This is a genomic window from Stenotrophomonas sp. LARHCG68 (genome assembly GCF_052871705.1).
On sequence record NZ_JBIXJV010000001.1, the window covers coordinates 1,083,193 to 1,103,223 of the forward strand.

General features: G+C 68.6%; 17 protein-coding genes and 3 tRNA genes. 9 read left to right on the forward strand and 11 right to left on the reverse strand.

Translation table 11 applies throughout. The annotated features are described in order from the left end of the window. Positions 1 to 9: 9 nt before the first annotated feature. A complete protein-coding gene (locus tag ACIPR8_RS04620) occupies positions 10 to 1,191 on the forward strand; it encodes an HlyD family secretion protein (protein WP_313251465.1) in 1,182 nt (393 codons plus the stop codon). A 7-nt stretch (positions 1,192 to 1,198) separates the two neighbouring features. Then, positions 1,199 to 2,758: a DHA2 family efflux MFS transporter permease subunit gene (locus ACIPR8_RS04625; RefSeq protein ID WP_132865106.1), complete on the forward strand. Its 1,560-nt coding sequence runs from the start codon at positions 1,199 to 1,201 to the stop codon at positions 2,756 to 2,758. Between the two features lie 206 nt (positions 2,759 to 2,964). Here the strand turns inward: ACIPR8_RS04625 and ACIPR8_RS04630 are convergent. After that, positions 2,965 to 3,049 (reverse strand) — tRNA-Leu (locus tag ACIPR8_RS04630). A 10-nt stretch (positions 3,050 to 3,059) separates the two neighbouring features. Between ACIPR8_RS04630 and ACIPR8_RS04635 the strand changes: the two genes are divergently transcribed. After that, the gene (locus ACIPR8_RS04635) at positions 3,060 to 3,377 is read left to right on the forward strand and encodes a hypothetical protein (RefSeq protein ID WP_446540285.1); all 318 of its coding nucleotides are present in this window, start codon (positions 3,060 to 3,062) and stop codon (positions 3,375 to 3,377) included. A gap of 189 nt (positions 3,378 to 3,566) precedes the next feature. On the opposite strand, the gene ACIPR8_RS04640 is transcribed toward ACIPR8_RS04635, so the two are convergent. Continuing rightward, positions 3,567 to 3,653, reverse strand: a tRNA-Leu gene (locus ACIPR8_RS04640). Positions 3,654 to 3,799: 146 nt separating this feature from the next. Further along, positions 3,800 to 3,884, reverse strand: a tRNA-Leu gene (locus ACIPR8_RS04645). 115 nt (positions 3,885 to 3,999) lie between these two features. On the opposite strand from ACIPR8_RS04645, the gene rnr reads away from it, so the two are divergent. The 3 genes from rnr (at position 4,000) to ACIPR8_RS04660 (ending at position 8,525) form a co-directional block, all read left to right on the forward strand. After that, a complete protein-coding gene (gene rnr, locus ACIPR8_RS04650) occupies positions 4,000 to 6,462 on the forward strand; it encodes a ribonuclease R (protein WP_446540286.1) in 2,463 nt (820 codons plus the stop codon). A gap of 120 nt (positions 6,463 to 6,582) precedes the next feature. Continuing rightward, on the forward strand, positions 6,583 to 7,326 hold the full coding sequence (rlmB, locus tag ACIPR8_RS04655; protein WP_446540287.1) for a 23S rRNA (guanosine(2251)-2'-O)-methyltransferase RlmB: 744 nt from the start codon (positions 6,583 to 6,585) through the stop codon (positions 7,324 to 7,326). Positions 7,327 to 7,337: 11 nt separating this feature from the next. Then, positions 7,338 to 8,525 (forward strand): DmpA family aminopeptidase, encoded by a 1,188-nt coding sequence (locus tag ACIPR8_RS04660; RefSeq protein ID WP_446540288.1) that lies wholly within the window; start codon positions 7,338 to 7,340, stop codon positions 8,523 to 8,525. A gap of 192 nt (positions 8,526 to 8,717) precedes the next feature. On the opposite strand, the gene ACIPR8_RS04665 is transcribed toward ACIPR8_RS04660, so the two are convergent. Genes ACIPR8_RS04665 through ACIPR8_RS04675 form a run of 3 tightly spaced genes read right to left on the reverse strand, consistent with a single transcriptional unit; the run spans position 8,718 to position 13,434 of the window. Further along, positions 8,718 to 10,133 carry an efflux transporter outer membrane subunit gene (locus ACIPR8_RS04665; protein ID WP_446540289.1) on the reverse strand — a complete coding sequence of 472 codons (1,416 nt, stop codon included), beginning with the start codon at positions 10,131 to 10,133 and terminating at the stop codon, positions 8,718 to 8,720. 8 nt (positions 10,134 to 10,141) lie between these two features. Beyond that, positions 10,142 to 12,094: a MacB family efflux pump subunit gene (locus ACIPR8_RS04670; RefSeq protein WP_132862630.1), complete on the reverse strand. Its 1,953-nt coding sequence runs from the start codon at positions 12,092 to 12,094 to the stop codon at positions 10,142 to 10,144. Continuing rightward, complete coding sequence (locus ACIPR8_RS04675; RefSeq protein WP_446540628.1) at positions 12,091 to 13,434, reverse strand: efflux RND transporter periplasmic adaptor subunit; 1,344 nt, start codon at positions 13,432 to 13,434, stop codon at positions 12,091 to 12,093. The genes ACIPR8_RS04670 and ACIPR8_RS04675 overlap by 4 nt, the downstream gene beginning before the upstream one ends. A gap of 216 nt (positions 13,435 to 13,650) precedes the next feature. Here ACIPR8_RS04675 and ACIPR8_RS04680 point away from each other — a divergent pair, with 216 nt between their 5' ends. From ACIPR8_RS04680 to ACIPR8_RS04690, 3 genes are all read left to right on the forward strand, one after another. Next, positions 13,651 to 14,361, forward strand: coding sequence for a response regulator (locus ACIPR8_RS04680; RefSeq protein ID WP_132866042.1), 711 nt, complete (start codon positions 13,651 to 13,653; stop codon positions 14,359 to 14,361). Further along, the gene (locus ACIPR8_RS04685; protein WP_323439378.1) at positions 14,358 to 15,776 is read left to right on the forward strand and encodes an ATP-binding protein; all 1,419 of its coding nucleotides are present in this window, start codon (positions 14,358 to 14,360) and stop codon (positions 15,774 to 15,776) included. The genes ACIPR8_RS04680 and ACIPR8_RS04685 overlap by 4 nt, the downstream gene beginning before the upstream one ends. A 181-nt stretch (positions 15,777 to 15,957) precedes the next feature. Continuing rightward, entirely contained in the window at positions 15,958 to 16,761 is an 804-nt protein-coding gene (locus ACIPR8_RS04690) for a GGDEF domain-containing protein (RefSeq protein WP_446540290.1), read from the forward strand. 21 nt (positions 16,762 to 16,782) lie between these two features. On the opposite strand, the gene rnt is transcribed toward ACIPR8_RS04690, so the two are convergent. The 5 genes from rnt to ACIPR8_RS04715 form a co-directional block, all read right to left on the reverse strand. Beyond that, positions 16,783 to 17,427, reverse strand: a complete 645-nt coding sequence (rnt, locus tag ACIPR8_RS04695; protein WP_132862633.1) for a ribonuclease T — start codon at positions 17,425 to 17,427, stop codon at positions 16,783 to 16,785. Positions 17,428 to 17,493: 66 nt separating this feature from the next. Next, positions 17,494 to 18,240, reverse strand: a complete 747-nt coding sequence (locus ACIPR8_RS04700; RefSeq protein WP_446540291.1) for an HvfC family RiPP maturation protein — start codon at positions 18,238 to 18,240, stop codon at positions 17,494 to 17,496. After that, a complete protein-coding gene (locus ACIPR8_RS04705; protein ID WP_446540292.1) occupies positions 18,233 to 19,105 on the reverse strand; it encodes an HvfB family MNIO-type RiPP peptide maturase in 873 nt (290 codons plus the stop codon). Before ACIPR8_RS04705 ends, ACIPR8_RS04700 begins: the two co-directional genes overlap by 8 nt. Then, a complete protein-coding gene (locus tag ACIPR8_RS04710; RefSeq protein WP_446540293.1) occupies positions 19,089 to 19,466 on the reverse strand; it encodes an HvfA family oxazolone/thioamide-modified RiPP metallophore in 378 nt (125 codons plus the stop codon). The genes ACIPR8_RS04705 and ACIPR8_RS04710 overlap by 17 nt, the downstream gene beginning before the upstream one ends. Before the next feature lie 130 nt (positions 19,467 to 19,596). Further along, positions 19,597 to 19,953, reverse strand: a complete 357-nt coding sequence (locus tag ACIPR8_RS04715; protein WP_446540294.1) for an RcnB family protein — start codon at positions 19,951 to 19,953, stop codon at positions 19,597 to 19,599. Between the last annotated feature and the right edge of the window lie 78 nt (positions 19,954 to 20,031).

Below are 20,031 nucleotides of genomic sequence, written 5' to 3' on the forward strand. Positions count from 1 at the left end.
GTCCTTTCCATGAGCCAGACTTCTTCCAATGACGCGGCCGCCGCCGCACCCAGCCGCCGCGGCAAGCTGCTGCGCGGCCTGTTCCTGATCGTGGTGATCCTGCTGGTCGCCTTCGTCGCGTGGTACTACCTGATGGGCCGCTGGGCCGAGGAAACCGACGACGCCTACGTGGTCGGCAACCAGGTGCAGATCACCCCGCTGGTCGGTGGCACGGTGGTGTCCATCGCCGCCGATGACGGCATGAAGGTGGAGCAGGGCCAGTTGCTGGTGCAGCTGGACCCGGCCGACACCGAGGTGGCCATGCAGCAGGCTGAAGCCAACCTGGCCCGCACCGTGCGCCAGGTGCGCGGCATGTACCGCAGCGTGGAAGGCGCGCAGGCCGAGTTGAACGCCCGCCAGGTCACGCTCAAGCGCGCCCGCGAGGACTACGCGCGGCGCAAGGGCCTGGCCGATACCGGCGCGATCTCGCGCGAGGAACTTGCCCACGCCGCCGATGAGCTGGCGGCCGCCGAAGCGGCGGTGTCCGGTTCGCGCGAAAGCGTGGAGCGCAGCCGCGCGCTGGTCGATGACACCGTCATCGCCACCCAGCCCGACGTGCAGGCCGCCGCGGCGCAGCTACGCCAGGCCTATCTGAACAATGCCCGCGCCGGCATCGTGGCGCCGGTCAGTGGCTACGTGGCCCGTCGTTCGGTACAGGTTGGCCAGCGCGTGCAGCCGGGCGCCGCGCTGATGGCGGTGGTGCCGACCGAGCAGATGTGGGTGGAAGCCAACTTCAAGGAAACCCAGCTGCGCCACATGCGCCTGGGCCAGGAAGTGGAACTGCGCTCGGACCTGTACGGCGGCGAGGTGACCTACAAGGGCCACATCACCAGCCTCGGCCTGGGCACCGGTTCGGCGTTCTCGCTGCTGCCGGCGCAGAACGCCAGCGGCAACTGGATCAAGATCGTGCAGCGCGTGCCGGTGCGCGTGGCCATCGATGCCAAGCAGCTGGCTGACCACCCGTTGCGCATCGGCCTGTCGATGAAGGCCGAGGTGAACCTGCACGACCAGAAGGGCAGCGTGCTGCCGGCCGACGTCGCCAAGGGCACCGTGTACGGCACCGAGGTCTACGCCAGGCAACTGCAGGAAGCCGACGCGCTGATCCACACCATCATCCAGGGCAACCTGCCGTCGTCGGCCCGCGCCGGCTGAGGTCATCATGTCCGCTCAAGCTCCCGCAGCCCCGCAGGCGGAGGCCGGCCAGGCGCCGGTCAACGTCGCGCTGTGCACGGCCGGCCTGGCGCTGGCGTCGTTCATGCAGGTGCTCGACACCACGATCGCCAACGTCTCGCTGCCGACCATCGCCGGCAACCTCGGCGCCAGTTCGCAGCAGGCGACCTGGGTCATCACCTCGTTCGCGGTCAGCACGGCCATCGCGCTGCCGCTGACCGGCTGGCTGAGCCGGCGCTTCGGCGAGGTGAAGTTGTTCATGTGGGCGACCATCGCCTTCTCCATCGCCTCGCTGCTGTGCGGCATCGCGCAGAGCATGGGCATGCTGGTGGTTTCGCGCGCGCTGCAGGGCTTCGTCGCCGGCCCGATGTACCCGATCACCCAGTCGCTGCTGGTGTCGATCTATCCGCGCGAGAAGCGGGGGCAGGCGCTCGCGTTGCTGGCGATGATCACGGTGGTCGCGCCGATCGCCGGGCCCATCCTCGGTGGCTGGATCACCGACAACTACAGCTGGGAATGGATCTTCCTGATCAACGTGCCGCTGGGCGTGATCGCCGCAGCCATCGTCGGTGGCCAGCTGCGGCACCGCGTGGAGCAGGTCGAGAAGCCGAAGATGGACTACGTCGGCCTGGTCACCCTGGTGATCGGCGTGGGCTGCCTGCAGCTGATGCTGGACCTGGGCAACGAGGAAGACTGGTTCGCCTCGACCAAGATCGTGGTGCTGACCTGCATCGCGGTGGTGATGCTGGCGGTGTTCGTGATCTGGGAGCTGACCGACAAGGATCCGATCGTGGACCTGCGCCTGCTGCGCCACCGGAACTTCCGCGCCGGTACGCTGGCGATGGTGGTCGGCTACGCCGCGTTCTTCTCGGTGGCGCTGATGATCCCGCAGTGGTTGCAGCGGGACATGGGGTACACCGCGATCTGGGCGGGCCTGGCCACGGCGCCGTTGGGTTTCCTGCCGGTGTTGCTGGCGCCGTTGCTGGGCAAGTTCGGGCACCGCTTCGACATGCGCACGCTGGCCAGCTTCGCCTTCGTGGTGTTGTCGGCGACCTGCTTCCTGCGCGCGGGCTTCAACCTGCAGGTCAACTTCGAGCATGTGGCCGGGGTGCAGCTGTTGATGGGCCTGGGCGTGGCGCTGTTCTTCATGCCGGTGCTGCAGATCGTGCTGTCCGACCTGGATGGCCGTGAAGTGGCGGCCGGTTCGGGCCTGGCGACCTTCCTGCGCACCCTGGGCGGCAGCTTCGCGGCCTCGCTGACCACCTGGCTGTGGGCGCGCCGCACCCAGCAGCACCACGCCAGCCTGACCGAGCACGTGTCGCTGTACGACCCGGGCATGCATGCGCAGGTCACCGCGATGGGGCAGGGCGATCTGCAGCGCGGTGCCGCGGTGCTGGACAACATGATCGTGCACCAGGCCTCGCAGATGGGCTTCAACGACATCTTCCTGTTGCTGGGCTGGGTGTTCCTGTTGATCACCGGCATCGTGTGGATGGCCAAGCCGCCGTTCGGTGCGGGCGGTGGCGCTGCATCGGCGGGCGGTCATTGATCGGCGTTGGCGGAGCAGGTGCCGGATACGTGCCGAGCGTGGCTCGGCACGATCGGGTGGTGCAGCGATAGAGCGCTGCCGTGCTGCGCTGTGCCCTGCCGGATACGTGCCGGGCATTGCCCGGCACTGCCTTGCTTCGATCTTCTTTCGTGCTGGACTGCAGGCATGAAAAAACCCGCTTTCGCGGGTTTGATCTGTTTGAGTCGTGGTGCCCAGGAGAGGACTCGAACCTCCACGGTTTTACCCGCTAGTACCTGAAACTAGTGCGTCTACCAATTCCGCCACCTGGGCGACTCAGTGCGTGAATTCTGTTGGAGAACGCGCGACATGTCAACAGGATTTCGCAGGCGATGCGCAGGTTTTTTTCAGCGCTGCATCAGTCCTGCATCGCGTCCCTGCGGACATCACCAACTGCGGCGGACAACGCGCGTGCGAGCACCTCGTGGAAGCGCTCATCCACTTGTTGGGCGGCGTTGAACCGCAGGACGCTGCCGGCGTTGTGCGATTGATCGAAGGCGTTGCCGGTGGCGGGCGCGATGTTTTCCCTCTGGGGGAAGCGCGCAAGGCGAGTGCAAGGCCGGTGGCATCGTTGCTGCACGAGGCGGTGAGCGTGCAGTGACGCTGGCCGCGGTGCCGTGTGTGGCCGGTGCGAAGGAGTTCGCGCGCTGACGTGCAGGGGTGATGCAGGGGGTGAGCGCAGGCATGCTGCGCCGGGATGCTTGCCGGGCGTGGCTCGGCACCGCCTGTCCCGTGCTGGATCGCGGGCATGAAAAAACCCGCTTTCGCGGGTTTCTTCATTCTTGAGTCGTGGTGCCCAGGAGAGGACTCGAACCTCCACGAAGTTGCCCCCGCTAGCACCTGAAGCTAGTGCGTCTACCAATTCCGCCACCTGGGCGACTCAGGAGCGAGATTATGCGGGTCGTTTTTCCCTTCGTCAACACTTTTGTGAAGGCCGGTGCGGGAAGGGCTCCTTCGTGCCGGCAGGGCTGCGTTGAACGTCGGATACGAAAAGACCCGCTTGCGCGGGTCTGATCTTGTGCTTGGTGCCCAGGAGAGGACTCGAACCTCCATGGTTTTACCCGCTAGTACCTGAAACTAGTGCGTCTACCAATTCCGCCACCTGGGCATTTCAGGCCGGCGATTTTGGCCGGGGTGACGGGCTTTGTCAACGTTTTTTCACATCCGCCGCGCTTGACGGCGTACGCACTGTATCCACGGCACAGCAGGTACCATGTAGGGCGATGAAAAACAAAAAGACCACTGGGGCCGGCAAGGCCCACAAGTCCGCCTCCGGCAGCACGCCGGGCAAGGCGCCGGGCAAGGCCCGCAAATCCACCAAGCTGCCGGCCTGGATGCCGGACAGCATGACCGCCCCGGCCAAGCCCGGCCGCGGCAAGAAGACGCCGGACAACGCCTCGCCACAGAGTTTCGTGCGCGGCCGCCGCAAGGCGGCCCCGGCACCGGCCTTCGATGACCCCTACGCCGCACGCGAGGCCGAGCGCTACGCCCAGCCCATCGCCAGCCGCGAGGCGATCCTGCAGTTGCTGGAGCGCTGCGAGGGGCCGCAGAACGCCGAGGAGATCGGCGCGCAGTTGGGCCTGACCGAACCGGACCGCGCCGATGCGTTGGCCAAGCGCCTGGGGGCGATGGTGCGCGATGGGCAGCTGGTGCAGAACCGCCGTGGTGGCTTCGCCCCGGTGCTGGCATTGAGCCTGATCCCCGGTGTGGTGATCGCCAACCCGGAGGGCTTCGGCTTCCTGCGCCCGGACGAGGGCGGCGACGACCTGTTCCTGTCGCCGTATGAAATGCGCAAGGTCATGCACGGTGACCGTGCGCTGGCCAACGTCACCGGCATCGACCGCCGTGGTCGCCGCGAAGGCGCCATCGCGCGCGTGCTGGAGCGCGGCGTCAACCGCCTGATCGGCCATTTCAGCGTCGAGGCCGGCATCAGCTACGTGGTGCCGGACGACAAGCGCATCCAGCGCAACATCCAGATCCCGGCCGATGCCACCGGCGGGGCCAAGGATGGGCAGCTGGTGGTATGCGAGCTGACTCACGCCCCGGATTCACGGCGCCCGCCGATCGGCAGGATCATCGCGGTGCTGGGCGACAAGCTGACCCCGTCGCTGGTGGTGGAAACCGCCATCCACGGCCACGAGCTGCCGTACGAGTTCCCGCCGGAAGTGCTCGACGAAGCCACCGCCATCCCGATGACGGTCGAGCCGTCGATGATCGGCACGCGCGTGGACCTGCGTTCGATGCCGCTGGTGACCATCGATGGCGAGGATGCCAAGGATTTCGACGACGCGGTGTACTGCGAACCGAACCGCGACGGCTTCCGCCTGGTGGTGGCCATTGCCGACGTGTCCAACTACGTGCGTCCCGGCACACCGCTGGACGATGAAGCACAGAAGCGCGCCACCTCGGTGTACTTCCCCGGCTTCGTCGTGCCGATGCTGCCGGAGACCCTGTCCAACGGCATCTGCTCGTTGCGGCCGAAGGAAGACCGCATGTGCTTCGTCTGCGACATGCAGGTGGGCCGCGACGGACAGGTGACCGGCTCGAAGTTCTACGAAGCGGTGATGAACTCGCATGCACGCCTGACCTACACCCAGGTGTGGGCCGCGGTGGGCGAGGACGATGCCGACGCCAAGGCCTTCATCGGCCCGCTGTTGCCGCAGATCGAGAGCCTGCACCAGCTGTACCGCATCCTGGCCAAGGCGCGCGAGCGTCGTGGCGCGATCGAGTTCGAATCCTCCGAAGTGCGCTTCGTGCTGGACAACCGCGGTGAAGTCACCCAGGCCGGCATGATGGTGCGCAACGACGCGCACAAGTTGATCGAGGAATGCATGATCGCGGCCAACGTGGAGGCCGCGCGCTACCTGCTGTCCACGCACATCCCGGCCCCGTTCCGCGTGCACGAGCGGCCGCCGGAGTCCAAGTTCGCCGACCTGCTGGAATTCCTGAAGGAGTTCAAGCTCAGCCTGCCGGCCTGGAGCAAGGTGCAGCCGGGCGACTACACCAAGCTGCTGAAGAAGGTGCGCGAGCGCCCGGACGCGGCGCTGCTGGAATCGGTGCTGCTGCGCAGCCAGTCGCTGGCGGTGTATTCGCCGGACAACAACGGTCACTTCGGCCTCGCGCTGGAGGCGTACGCGCACTTCACCTCGCCGATCCGCCGCTACCCCGACCTGCTGGTGCACCGCGCGATCAAGTACGCGCTGACCGGCGCGCCGCGCGAGAAGTACACCTACACCCCGCGCGAGATGGCAGCCCTGGCGCTGCAGTGCTCCGAACGCGAGCGCCGTGCCGACGAGGCCGAGCGCGAGGTCGACGAGCGTTTCCGCGCGGCGTGGATGGAAAAGCACGTCGGTGGCCAGTTCGATGGCGTGATCAGTGGCGTGACCAGCTTCGGCCTGTTCGTGGAGCTGGACGAGTCCAAGGTCAACGGCCTGGTCCACGTGACCCAGTTGCCGCACGACTATTACCAGTTCGACCCGATCCGCAAGACGCTCAGTGGCGACCGTCGCGGCAACGCGTTCCGGCTGGGCGACCGGGTCCGGATCCTGGTGCTCAAGGCCAGCATGGAGGAGCGCAAGATCGACTTCCGCCTGGTCGAGAAGCTGGACGGGGAGGCCATGGACAGCGGCCTGCCGCCGTTGCCCGAGCGCGGCAAGCCGGCCAAGCGGACCAAGCAGAAGTACTGAGGACCGGGGTGCCGCCGCTGCGTGGCGGCGCCCGGGCAGTCCCCGCAGGCCGGTGGCAGCTGCGGGCCGGCCCGATTGGGCCTACCATTGCCACCCCCCGAATTTCCCCATGTGACGCCCATGAGCAAGCAGAACCAATGGATCGTCGGCGTCAATGCCGTGGCTTCTTCGATTGAAAAGGACCCGGAGAACGTCCGCGAGGTCCTGATCGAGGCCGGTGCCAAGAACCCGCGCCTGGTCGAAATCGAGGAAGAAGCCCTGCGCAAGGGCATCGACGTGCGCAAGGTCAACGCCCAGGCGCTGGGCGGCGTGGCCGGCCAGGTGCGCCATCAGGGCGTGGCCGCGCGGTACGCCGCGCCCAAGCTGTGGGCCGAGAACGAACTGGAAGGCCTGATCGAGGCCGCCGAGGGCAAGGCGCTGGTGCTGGTGCTCGATGAGGTACAGGACCCGCACAACCTCGGCGCCTGCCTGCGCAGCGCGGCTGCCGCCGGCGTCACCGCCGTGGTGATTCCCAAGGACAAGAGCGCGCCGGTCAATGCCACGGTGCGCAAGGTCAGTGCCGGCGCCGCTGACCGCATCCCGGTGGTCGCGGTGACCAACCTGGTCCGTTGCATCAAGGACATGCAGAAGCTGGGCGTGTGGGTGTACGGCCTGGCCGGTGAGGTGGACACCACCCTCCACCAGCTGGACCTGCGCGGCAACGTGGCGCTGGTGATGGGTGGCGAAGCCGATGGCCTGCGTCGCCTCACCCGCGAAACCTGCGACCAGCTGGTGCGCATCCCGATGTCGGGTGACATCGAGAGCCTCAACGTCTCCGTCGCCACCGGCGTGGCGCTGTTCGAAGCTGTCCGCCAACGACTGTAAGAGGAAACCACATGCTCCCTGCGCCGTATCGTCTCTCCCTTCGACTGACAGCGGCGCTGCTGGGGCTGTGCGCCCTGGTGGCTTCCGCACAGGAAGCCCCGCGCGCCCGCGCCCGTGACCTGGGCGTGGCCCCGGGCATCTTCGCGCCGGGCCACTACAACGCGATCACCGACGTGGCCGGCGTGCGCGTGGGCCAGGTGACGCTGGCCGAGGGCGACAGCGTGCGCACCGGCGTCACCGCGATCCTGCCGCACCCGGGCAATGCCTATCGCTCGCGGGTGCCGGCGGCGGTGCACGTGGGCAATGGCTTCGGCAAGTTCGTCGGCAGCACCCAGGTCAATGAACTGGGCGAGCTGGAAACCCCGATCCTGCTGACCTGCACGTTGTGCGTGTGGAAGGCAGCCGATGCGATGGCCGAGTGGATGCTGGCCCAGCCGGACATGCAGCAGGTGCGCTCACTGAATGTCGTGGTCGGCGAAACCAACGACGGCGGACTCAATGACATCCGCGCCAGGCCGATCACCGCCGGGGCAGTGCGGAATGCACTGGAAAGCGCCAAGAGCGGGCCGGTGCAGGAAGGCAGCGTGGGTGCCGGCACCGGCACGGTGGCGTTCGGTTGGAAGGGCGGGATCGGAACCTCTTCGCGCAAGCTGCCCGACAGCCTCGGCGGCTGGACGGTCGGCGTGCTGGTGCAGGCCAACTTCGGCGGCGTGCTGCAGGTGGAAGGCGCGCCGATCGGCCGCGCGCTGGACCGCTATGCATTCCAGAACGCGGTGGCGATGCAGGACAACACGCGCGGCCTGGCCGATGACCGGGGCGATGGCTCGGTGATCATCGTGATCGCCACCGACGCCCCGTTGTCGGACCGCAACCTGAAGCGGTTGGCCTCGCGCGGGATGATGGGGCTGGGGCGCACCGGCAGCTCGGCCTCCAACGGCAGCGGCGATTATGTGCTGGCGTTCTCAACCGCCGAATCGGTGCGACGGGCTTTCGATGCGACCCGCCTGCAGACCATGGAGCTGGCCAACGAGCCGATGAGCGCGGTGTTCCAGGCCAGCGTCGATGCGGTGGAAGAGGCGGTCTACAACGCCTTGTTCATGGCGACCACTACCAGTGGCAACGGCAAGACGGTGGAGGCGATTCCCTTGGACAAGGTGCGCGATGTGCTGCGTGCGCATGGGATTGCGCCCGCGTCGTAAAAGCGGCCCTCACCCCAACCCCTCTCCCGCTAGGCGAGAGAGGGGCTTGGATTGCAGGCTGTGCGGGAGCTGCCGGATGGCGTGATGACTCCCTTCTCCCGCTTGCGGGAGAAGGCTTGGATTGCGAGCGGTGCGGGAGCTGCCGGATGGCGCGATGACTCCCTTCTCACGCAGACGGGAGAAGGGGTTCCATCACGGGGTCCCACCCCCCAATGCCTTGTACAGGGTCACGTCGTTGACCAGCTGGCTGCGCTTGACCTGCGCCAGCGACAACTCGGAACTGCGACGGGTCTGCTCGGCTTCCAGCCAGGTGCGCAGGTCGGTCGCGCCGGCGCGGTAGCGCACTTCATACAGCCGCGCGATCTCCACCGCTTCCTCGTACGAGGCCTGCGCGGCGGCGAGCTGCTCGGCCAGGCGCGTGCGCGCGGACAGGGCGTTGTCCACTTCCGATAGTGCGGTGTACAGCGTCCGGCGGAAATCATTGGCGGCGATCTGGTAGGAGAGGTCGGCCGAATCGATGTCCAGCTGCATCTGCCGGAACTTCAGGAACGGCAAACTCAGGCCCGCGCCCAGCGTTGCCACCGGATGGGTCAGTACCTCACCCAGTGAGGGGCTGGAGCTGCCGATGCTGCCGCTCAGGCTCAGGCTCGGGTAGTAGCTGGTGGCGGTGACCTTGATGCTGGCCAGCGACTGGCGCAGGCGCAGCTCGGCCGCGCGCAGGTCCGGGCGACGTGCCAGCAGTTCGGCCGGCAGCCCTTCTGCCAGCGCCGGGCTCTGCGCCACGTCCAGGTTCTGCGGCTCATCGGCCAGCGGCCAAGGCTGGCCGTCGAGCAGCACGGTCAGTGCGTTGCGGGTTTCCACCCGCTGCTGTTCCAGCTGGGCCTGCGCGGCGCGTTGGCTCTCGATGTTCTGTTGCGCCTGGCGCACCTCCAGCCGCGAGACCGCGCCGGCCTTGAACTGGCTTTGCACCAGCGCGGCGGTACGCTCCAACCGATCGAGGTTGGCCTGGCCGGTGGCGATGGCCTGGTTGAGGTAGCCCAGCTGCCAGTACAGCTCGCAGCTCTGGCCGACCAGGCTCAACGCCGTGCTCTGCAGGTCCTGCGCGGTGGCCTGCGCTTCCCAGCGGGCGATGTCGCGCTGGCCGCGCAGCTTGCCCCACAGGTCCAGCTCCCAGCCCAGCGACACGCTGGCGCCGTGGTTGCGGGACCAGTCGTCGCCGCTGTCGGTGCTGCGGCTGGCACTGGCACTGACCGAACCCGATGCCTGCGGCCACAGGTCGGCACCGGCCAGGCCGGCCTGCGCGCGTGCGCGCTCGAGCTTCAGTCCGGCCGAGGCCATGTCGGTGTTGCTGTCGAGCACGCGTGCGATCAGCTGGTCCAGGCGTGGGTCGGCGAACCCTTGCCACCAGGCGTCTGCACGGATGTCGGCGGGCGGTGCGGTGACCTCGCGCTGGATGTCCTGCACCGGTGCGTTGGCGGCGGCATCGCCGCGGCCGTACTGCGCCGGTACCGGCAGATGGGCGGCGGGATCGGCGCTGGGCGTGGTGGCACAGGCGGCCAGCACCGTGGTCAATGCGGCGGAAAGCAGCAGGGGACGATAGGCAGTCATGGTCATCTTCATTCGCGGGCCAATGCCTCCACCGGGTCCAGCTGGGCGGCATTGCGGGCCGGCAGGAAACCGAACGCCACGCCGATCAGGGTCGAGCAGGCGAAGGCGGCGACGATCGAGCCGGTGGAGAACAGCAGGGTGAAGCTGGCGCCGAAGGTGCGGAACGCCCAGCCGATGGCCAGCGCCAGCACGATGCCGAGGATGCCGCCGAGCAGGCACACCAGCACCGCCTCGATCAGGAACTGTTGGCGGATGTCGCTCTGGCGCGCGCCCACGGCCATGCGCACGCCGATCTCGCGGGTACGCTCGGTCACCGACACCAGCATGATGTTCATCACGCCGATGCCGCCCACCACCAGTGCGATGGCGGCGATGGCGCCGATCAGCAGCGTCATGGTCCGGGTCGTGGACGCGATGGTCTCGCGGATCTCGGCGGTGTTGCTGAGGAAGAAGTCCTCGGTGCCGTGGCGCAGGGTCAACAGCCGGGTGATGGCCGATTGCGCCGCATCCATCGGGGTGTCGTCCTTGACCCGCAGCGTGATGCTGCTCAGGTAGCTTTGCCCGAGCATGCGCGCCATCACCGTGGTGTAGGGCACCCACACGCTCAGGTTGGTGCTGCCGCCGAAGCCCATCGACTGGCGCTTGGCGATGCCGATCACGCGTGCCGGCACGTTGCCCAGCAACACCACCTTGCCCAGCGGGTCGTCGCTGCCGAACAGCTGGGTGCGGGTGTTCTCGTCGATCACCACCACCTGCGCCAGGCCCTTGACCTCGCTTTCATCGAAGTAGCGCCCGGACACCAGCGTCATGCCCTTGACCCGGAAGTACTGCTCGCCGATGCCGCTGACCTGCGCCGAGGCCGCCTTGTTGCCGACGCGGGCGGTCACCGAGCTGGAGACGCTGGGCGTGGCGCTGTCGATGTAGCTCTGCTGGGCCAGGACGTCGGCGTCGCTGGACTTGAGGGTCTGCACCCGCGCCGAGCGCATGTCGCCGAAGCCCTTGCCGGGGTAGACGTCGATGGTATTGGTGCCCAGCGCCGAGATGTTCTTCAGGATCTCCTGCTGCGAGCCATTGCCCATCGCCACCACCGAAACCACCGAGGCGATGCCGATGATGATGCCCAGCATGGTCAGGAAGGTGCGCAGGCGGTGCGCGTTCATGGCCAGCAAGGCCATGCGGAAGGCTTCCAGGAAGCGGTCGCGCGCGGCCTGGAAGGCGCTGCCGCCGGTCTTCACCGGCGTGGCGCGCTGCTGGGCCGGGAACCGTGGCGCGGCGTCGTTGCGGCGGTCGTCGATGATCACGCCATCGCGGATCTCGATGATGCGCTGGGCGTGCTCGGCCACGTGCATGTCGTGGGTGACGATGATGATGGTGTGGCCCTCGGCATGCAGCTCGCCGAGGATCTTCATCACCTCCTCGCCGGAGGCGCTGTCCAGCGCACCGGTGGGCTCGTCGGCCAGGATCACCTCGCCGCCGTTCATCAGTGCACGCGCGATCGACACGCGTTGCTGCTGGCCACCGGACAACTGGCCCGGCGTGTGGCCCATGCGGTCGGACAGGCCCAGCCGTGCCAGCAGTGCCTCGGCGCGACTGCGACGGGCCTGCGCCGGCGTACCGGCGTAGATGGCGGGCACCTCGACGTTGCCGCGTGCGTCCAGGTCGCCGAGCAGGTGGTAACGCTGGAAGATGAAGCCGAAGTGCTCGCGGCGCAGCTGCGCCAGTTCGTCCGGTTGCATGCGCCCGGTCTCGCGCCCGGCGACCCTGTACGAGCCCACGGTGGGACGGTCCAGGCAGCCGAGGATGTTCATCAGCGTGGACTTGCCCGAGCCGGACTGGCCGACGATGGCGACCATCTCGCCGGCATGGATGTCCAGGTTGACGTCCTTGAGCACGGCGATGGTTTCCTCGCCGGCCGGGAACTCGCGACGCAGCTCGCGCAGCTGCAGCAGCGGCTGGCTCATCGACGCGGCCCGCCCATCATCGGGCTCATCGGTCCCCGGGTATTGCCACGTGCGCTGGCCTTCTCGGCATCGGTGACTTCGCCCACCACCACCTGCTCGCCTTCTTCCAGCCCTTCGAGCACCTGCACGCTGGAGCCGTTGTTCAGGCCGACCTTGATGCGGCGTGGTGCCGGCTGGCCGTCCTTGCCAAGCACCCGCACGATGTAGCTGTTGCTGTTGGCCAGTGCGGCGGCATCCGGCCGCGCCCGCGCCTGGCGTTGCTGGCGCTGGGCCTCGCCGAGGCTGCGCGGCTCGCGCTGCGCGCCCGCGCCTGCAGGGCCGCCTTCGGGCACCTTGGGGCCGAGGGCGACGGTGGGGATCAGCAGCGCATCGCTGGCCTGCGCCAGCAGCACTGAAACCTGCGCGGTCATGTCGATGCGCAGCGTGCCGTCCGGGTTCTCCACGTCGAACAACGCGTTGTAGTACACCGCCGTGCTGGAACTGGAGGAGGACGAACTGCTGGAGGTGGTGCTGTCGGTACTGATCGAGGCCGGGGCCGGATTGACCGTGCGCAGCCTGGCCTCGTACTTGTGGTCGGGCTTGCCGAGGATGGTGAAGTACACCGGCATGTCCGGCTTGACCTTGACCACGTCGGCCTCGGAGATCTCGGCATTGACCGTGACCAGGTCCAGGCGGGCCAGCTTGACGATGGTCGGCGCGGACTGGTTGGCGTTGACGGTGCGGCCTTCCTCGGCGACCACCGCCACCACGGTGCCGTCGATCGGCGCGGTGATGCGGGTATAGCCCAGGTTGGCCTGGGCGGTGCTCAGTTCGGTTTCGCGTTGCATGATCTGCGCGTCCAGCGCACGGATCTGCGCACGGGTGCTGGCGAGGTTGGCCTCGGCGGCCTCGTAGTCGGCGCGCGAGGTGGCCTCGGCGGCCAGCATTTCCTTCTGGCGGGCGAAGGCCAGCTCCGATTCCTTCAGTGAGGCGGTCTGCACCGCGCGCTGGGCGCGGATGTTCTCCAGCGCGGCCTGTGCGTTCCTCAGGCTGTTCTGCTGGGTGACCGAGTCGATCTCGGCGATCAGGTCGCCCTGCTTGACCACGTCACCCAGCTGCACCTTCAGCGACTTGATCTGGCCGGACACCTGCGCACCGACGCTGACCAGCTTGTAGGCATCGATCACGCCGGTGGCATCGACCGTCTGCTCCAGGTCGCCGCGGGTGACGGGCGAGGTGGCCAGTGACGGCGCGGCGGGCTTGCGCAGCGCCCAGGCGGCGGCCGCGCCGGCCAGGACGATGATGGCGGCGGCAAGCAGCAGGCGGTTGCGGCGGGAGGAGGGCAGCAGCTTCACGATGATCGGACACTCATGGCGGGCCGCAGGGCGCGGCGACAGTGCCAGTGTCGCCAGTGGAAGATGCCGCCTCAATGCACGGGTTGTATCGTTCTGTGTCCGGTCCGGCACGCTGTGTAACGGTGTGTATCGGCCGCGACGATCGATACATGCCGATACAGGCGCGCCCGCGCACGTTGATCCGCTAGCATGGATCATGGCGCCATGACGGAAGTACAGACCATGCACCGCCTCCTGGTGGTAGACGACGACAGCGACATCCGCAGCCTGCTGGCCGAACAGCTGGGACGGGCCGGTTACACCGTGAGCACGGCCGGCGATGGCGGCCAGATGCGGCAGGTGCTGGCGCGCGAGCACATCGACCTGATCGTGCTCGACCTGAACCTCCCGCGCGAGGACGGGCTGGCGTTGTGTCGCGAGATCCGCGCGCGTTCGGCCACGCCGGTGATCATGCTGACCGCGCGCAGCGAGCCGATCGACCGCGTGCTGGGCCTGGAGATGGGGGCCGACGATTACCTGGCCAAGCCGTTCGAGCCGCGTGAGCTGCTGGCGCGCATCCGCAACGTGCTGCGGCGGACCGAGGCGCTGCCGGCCAACCTGGAGCCGCTGGCGATGCGCCGGGCGGGATTTTCCGGCTGGGTGTTCGACCTGGAGCATCGCCACCTGGTCGACCCGGCCGGGCGCGTGGTGATGCTGTCCGGCGCCGAGTTCCGGCTGCTGCGGGTGTTCGTCGCGCATGCCAACAAGGTGCTCTCGCGCGAACAACTGGTGGCCTTGAGCACCGGCCGCAACTACGAGTCGCAGGATCGCGCGATCGACCTGCAGGTCAGTCGCCTGCGCCAGAAGCTGGGCGATGCAGGCGGCAGCGATGGCCTGGTCAAGACGGTGCGCAACGAGGGTTACGTGTTCGCCAGCGCGGTGACGCTGGAATGAAGCGCCTGCGCCGGTTCCTGTCCTCGATGACGGGACGCCTGTTCGTGATCCTGCTGGTCGGCATGATGGTCGCGGCGATCGGTGCCACGCTGCTGGCCGAGTCCCGCCGCCAGCAGGAGTTCGAACGGCAGAACCTGGCGCGCATCGCCGACCGCCTGCAGGGCTTCGTCAACCTGCTCGATGGCAACCCGGAGCTGCGCGCCCGCCTGCTGGCGGTGGGTGGGCCGAGCGTGCGGGTGGTCAAGGACACGTTCCGTACCGGCGCGCCGGACACGGCGCTGATGGAGACCCTGGCGCAGCGCGGTGGCGTGGTGGCCGGTGCGCAGGTGCGGGCCACCAGCTTCCGCGCCTGCATGGTGCCGCTGCCACAGTTCATGCGGCCACCGGCCCCGCCGCAGGGGCGCCGGGAGGGCGAGCGCCGTCGCCATGTGCATGACCCGGCGTTCACGCCGCCGCGCTGTCGCCTGGTCGAACTGAAGCTGAGCGACGGCACCCCGGTGCGGCTGGCGCTGGAGTACCCGGCCATCGCGCGCAGCCCCGCGGCGGCGTTCGATCCGTGGTTCCTGTCGTTGCTGGGGCTGGCCATCGCGGTGCTGGCCTACGTGGTCGCGCGCATGGCCAGTACCCCGCTGGAACGCCTGGCCGCGCACGCCGCCGGACTGGGGCAGGACCTGCAACGCGATCCGTTGCCGGTGAGCGGGCCACTGGAAGTGCGGCGTGCCGCCGAAGCCTTCAATGCCATGCAGAAGCGGCTGCAGCGCCACCTCGGCGAACGCACGCAGATGCTGGCGGCGATCACGCACGACCTGCAGACACCGGTGACCCGGTTGCGGTTGCGCCTGGAGAACGTCGCCGACGAACAACTGCGTGAGCGCCTGATCGGCGACCTGGCCGCGATGCAGGCGCTGATCCGCGAGGGCCTGGAGCTGGCACGCAGCGCCGAAAGCGCCGAGCAGCGTGCCGCGCTGGACCTGGATTCGTTGCTGGAGAGCGTGGTCGAGGATGCCGCCGAGGCTGGCCATGACGCCACGCTGGAGCAGAACTGCGGTGCCGTGCTGATGCTGCGCCCGCTGGCCATGCGCCGGCTGTTCTCCAACCTGGTCGACAACGCGGTCAAGTACGGGCGTGGCGTGCAGGTGCATGCGAGCCGGCAGGGCGATGCGGTGCAGGTGGTGATCCGTGACCATGGGCCCGGCCTGGCCAGCGACGAGTTGGAGGCGGTGTTCACGCCATTCCTGCGCCTGGAGACCTCGCGTTCGCGCGAGACCGGCGGTGCCGGGCTGGGCTTGACCATCGCCCGCGCGCTGGCCGAGAAGGACGGTGCCACGCTGGTGCTGCGCAACCACCCTGAAGGCGGCCTGGAGGCGGTGGTGCGGTGGGAGCAGCCGCAGTGGGAGACCGGTCAGCGCGGTTGAGCGGGACGGGCATCTGCAGCGCCGGGCTGTGAAGGAGGTCGCCTGGCGGGGCCGGTGTCTTTGCTAGTATCGCCGCACTATCCGGGGATGCAGATCGATGGCAAGGGATACGGTTCTGGCAGGTTCGCCGGGGGCGGTTGACAGGTGTGGCAAGCGCACGCGCAGACAGCGCCGGAAGGCCGTGTTGGCGGCGCCGGCCTTGCTGGCGTTGCCGCTGTTCGCGCAGGCGGCTGGCGCGCCGCCGGCACCGCCGTTGGCGGTGGCCACGGTACCGGTGCTGGCCGGCGTCGGCGCACTGCTGATGGCGGCACTGCTGTGGTGCGGTTACCGGCTTGGCCAGCAGCGCATGCAACTGGCCAGGTTGATGCGGGATGCCGAACGGCAGGCCCGCGACGGGCGCCAGGCCGCCGAGCGGCTGGTCGCGGCCGAGCAGGCCGTGGCTGAGCTGGAGCTGCAGATGCAGCAGCAGGCCGAGTCGTTCGCGCGGCTGGCGCACGAGGACGACCTCAGCGGCCTGCCCAACCGGCGTGCCTTCGATGATGCGCTGTCGCGGCAGATGGCCGCCTCGCGCCGCAGCGAACGACCGTTGTGCCTGGTGGTGCTGAGCATCGACCACCTCAAGCAGATCAACGCGGCCTGGTCGCGTGCCGTCGGTGACCTGGTGCTGTGCGAGGTGGGCGAACTGCTGCGGCGCAGCCTGCGTGCCTCGGACATGCCGGCGCGGCTGGGCAACAAGGAGTTCGCGATCCTGCTGGGCGACACCACCCTGGCCGATGCCGAGATGGTCTGCCAGCGCCTGCAGCGCCTGTTTGGCCAGTACGGCGAATGGGGTGGCCGCGGTGAAGGCGAGATTGCCGTGACCTTCAGTGCCGGCGCGGTGCAGATGGGCGATGCCGACCAGGCCCCGGTGCTGTTCTACCAGCGTGCCAAGAACGCCTTGGCGCAGGCCAAGCAGGACGGGCGCGCACGCACCTGCGCGGCCTGAGCCACGATAGCGGCGGGCCGCTCAGCGGCCCAGCGGGGTGGGCCAGGCGTTGACGATCTTGCAGAACAGCCGTGCGGTTTGTTCGGTGTCGTAGACCGCGCTGTGCGCCTCGTTGGCATCCCATTCGAAGCCGGCCGCCTGCACCGCGCGGGCCAGCACGGTCTGGCCGTAGGCCATGCCGGCCAGGGTCACCGTGTCGAACACGCTGAAGGGATGGAACGGATTGCGCTTGTGGCCGCTGCGGGCCACGGTGGCGTTGATGAATCCCAGGTCGAAATGGGCGTTGTGGCCGACCAGGATCGCGCGCTGGCAGTTGTACTTCTTCATGGCCGCGCGCACCGGGGCGAACACATGCTCCAGCGCGTCGCGTTCGGGCTTGGCCAGGCGGAACGGGTGGTCCAGCACGATGCCGGTGATTTCCAGCGACTTGGGGTCGATTTCGGTGCCTTCGGCCGGGATGACGTGGGCGCTGGCAGTCTGCCCGGGATACAGCAGGCCGTTTTCGTCCATCTCCACCGGTACCGCGGCGATCTCCAGCAGTGCATGCCGGTTGCAGTCAAAGCCACCGGTCTCCACGTCCACAACCACCGGCAGGAAGCCACGGAAGCGTTGCGCCATGGGCGTGAAAACGGGGCGCGGGACGGGCGATTCAACGTGTTCGTTCATCGCAATAGGGTAGCAGAGCGCGTAAGAACGGCCGGTGATAGGCGGGTTTCGCGCCTGCAGGCGCGCCTACCGGGCGGTGCCCAGGATGCAGGCGCGCTCGCGCAGCTGCTGCAGCATCGCAGCGCCATTGGCGAGGAAGGCGGGGTCGGCGACGACGCCGGCTTCCTCGGCCAGCGCCTGCAGATGCGCGCGGCCGCTGTGTCCGGGGAACTGCTCCAGCCGCTCCAGCAGGCGGAACAGCAGCGGCGAGACGGTGGAGAACGCCACGCTGCCATCGACGCTGCGTCGCGCCAGCAGCAGCGTCGGCTCGGCCGGGGGCTGCGTCGGTTGCCACGCCGGGCCAATGCGATGCACCGGCCATTGGTAGGCCAGGGCCCGGCACCAGGGGGAGCACAGCGGCGCGGCGTCCAGCAGGTCGCCCTGCGGGTCGTGGGCGGGCAGGGCGGCGTCGCTGATCTGCAGGGCCAGTTCGATCCACTCGTAGTGGGCCAGTTCCAGCAGCCAGGGGTGGCGCGGGTCCGCTGGCCGCGGGTCGAGGAACAGGATGAACTCCTGCGCGATCTCGGTGAACAAGGGCGTGTGGGCGCGATGGTCGCGACAGAAGGCGCGGACCAGCGGCAACCACTGGGCATCGTCCAGGGTGCGGCGGATGACCGGGAAGTTGGCCGCCAGCAACGATTGCAGGTTGTTGAAATACAGCTCGCGATACACCTGCATGCGACGCCCGGCGATGGCATCGGGCGCCGGCTGCCGTTCCGGGTCGCGCAGGTGGGCGGCGAAGTGCTGCTGCAGTTGCGCCAGGGTTTCAGCCATGCGCGTGCTCCGTCGCGGCGGCCTGCTGCAACCGGCGGATGACCTGCAGCTCGTCGAGCAGCTCGGGCAGGGGCGGGAAATTGAAATCACGCTCCAGCAGCGTCGGGCGGACCCCGTGCAGGGCATGGCTGGCCGCCAGCAACTGCCAGACATCGTGCTTGACCGGCATGCCGTGGGTGTCGATCTTCAGGTCGTCGGCTTCGTCATGGTGGCCGGCAACGTGATAGCTGGCGATGCGTGCCGACGGCAGGCGGGCGAGGAAGGCGTGCGCGTCGTAGCCATGGTTGATGGCGTTGACGTAGACGTTGTTGACGTCCAGCAGCAGGTCGCAGTCGGCCTCCTCCAGCACGGCGTTGATGAAGTCGGCTTCGTCCATGTCGGCGGCCGGCACGGCGTAGTAGGAGGCGTTCTCCACGGCGATGCGGCGGCCCAGGATGTCCTGCGCCTGGCGGATGCGGGCCGCCACGTGGCGCACGGCCTCGCCGGTGAACGGCAGTGGCAGCAGCTCGTACAGGTGGCCGTCGTCGCTGCACCAGCTCAGGTGTTCGCTGTACAGCGCGACCTGATGCTGGTCGAGGAAGCGACGGGTGCGCTGCAGGAATGCCACGTCCAGCGGGCTTGGGCCGCCGAGCGACAGGGACAGCCCATGGCAGGTCAGGGGGTGACGCCGCGACAGCTCGGCCAGTGCCTCGCCCAGCCGGCCGCCGACGCCCACCCAGTTGTCCGGGGCGCATTCGAGGAAATCGAACGCGCCTGCCGGCGCGGCGGCCAGTGCATCCAGCAGTGACCGCCGCAGGCCCAGTCCTGCGCTGGCCGCTGCCGGCGCGCGCAGGTTGCCGGGGAGGCGGTCAGTGGTTGCCGCCACACTTGCCCTCGCCACACTTGCCTTCGGCGTGGGTCTTGGCGCTGTCGGCGGCCTTGTCGTCACCGGCCTTGGCCGGTGCGGGGGCAGCGGCCGGTGCCGGGGAGGCGGTCGCAGCGGCGCCGGCGTGGCTGCCGCCACACTTGCCTTCGCCGCACTTGCCCTCGGCATGCTTGGCCGGTGCGTCGGTGGTGCCGGTCGGCGGCGGCGTGGCCGGCTTCTGTTCGGCCGGCGGCGTCTGGCCGGTGGCGGCCAGTGCGTAGCCCTGGGCCAGGTCGGTCATGGCGAAGGCCGGGGCGGTGCTGCCCCCGAGCAACGCGACACCCAGGGCGAGGGAAGCAGGCTTGCGGAGATCGATGGCCATGCGGTGGTGCTCCAGTGTCAGAGGTGTGCGGGGGAGGCTGGAGCTTAGCAAGCACGGTGGCGGGCGTGCGGGTAGCGCATGTGTCGACAGGCCCGGTTCGGGCCTGTCGGGGTTGCGGTACGGGCGGTGTTCAGCGACCGCTGGCGATGTCCACGACCAGCCCGGTGGCGATGGCGATCAACACGTAGCGATCGTCGATCCGGCGCCACTCATTGCCCCTTCCGGGCTTGCGCAGGCCATGGTGAGCGTAGTCGGCCACGCGTGTTCCACGCTGGTGCCGGGACAGCCGCTCGCCCTTGCGGGGGGCGTGATGGGCCGACTGCGGGGCGGCATGGCGGGCGCCATTGGACGACGCGGCTGCCGGGTGCTGTTGCGCATGCGACGGTGCCGGCGGGTCGTGGCGGTCGCGGTCCTGCGCGGGGCCGGCGAAGGCACTGGCCGAGGCCAGCAGGGACAGGGACAGGGCGGTGGCGAAGATGCGCTTCATGGTGGTTTCCTGGGGGACGTGGCGGGGATGCCGCGTGCAACACCACGCTAGGAAAAAATCCATGAACGCGTAATTAAA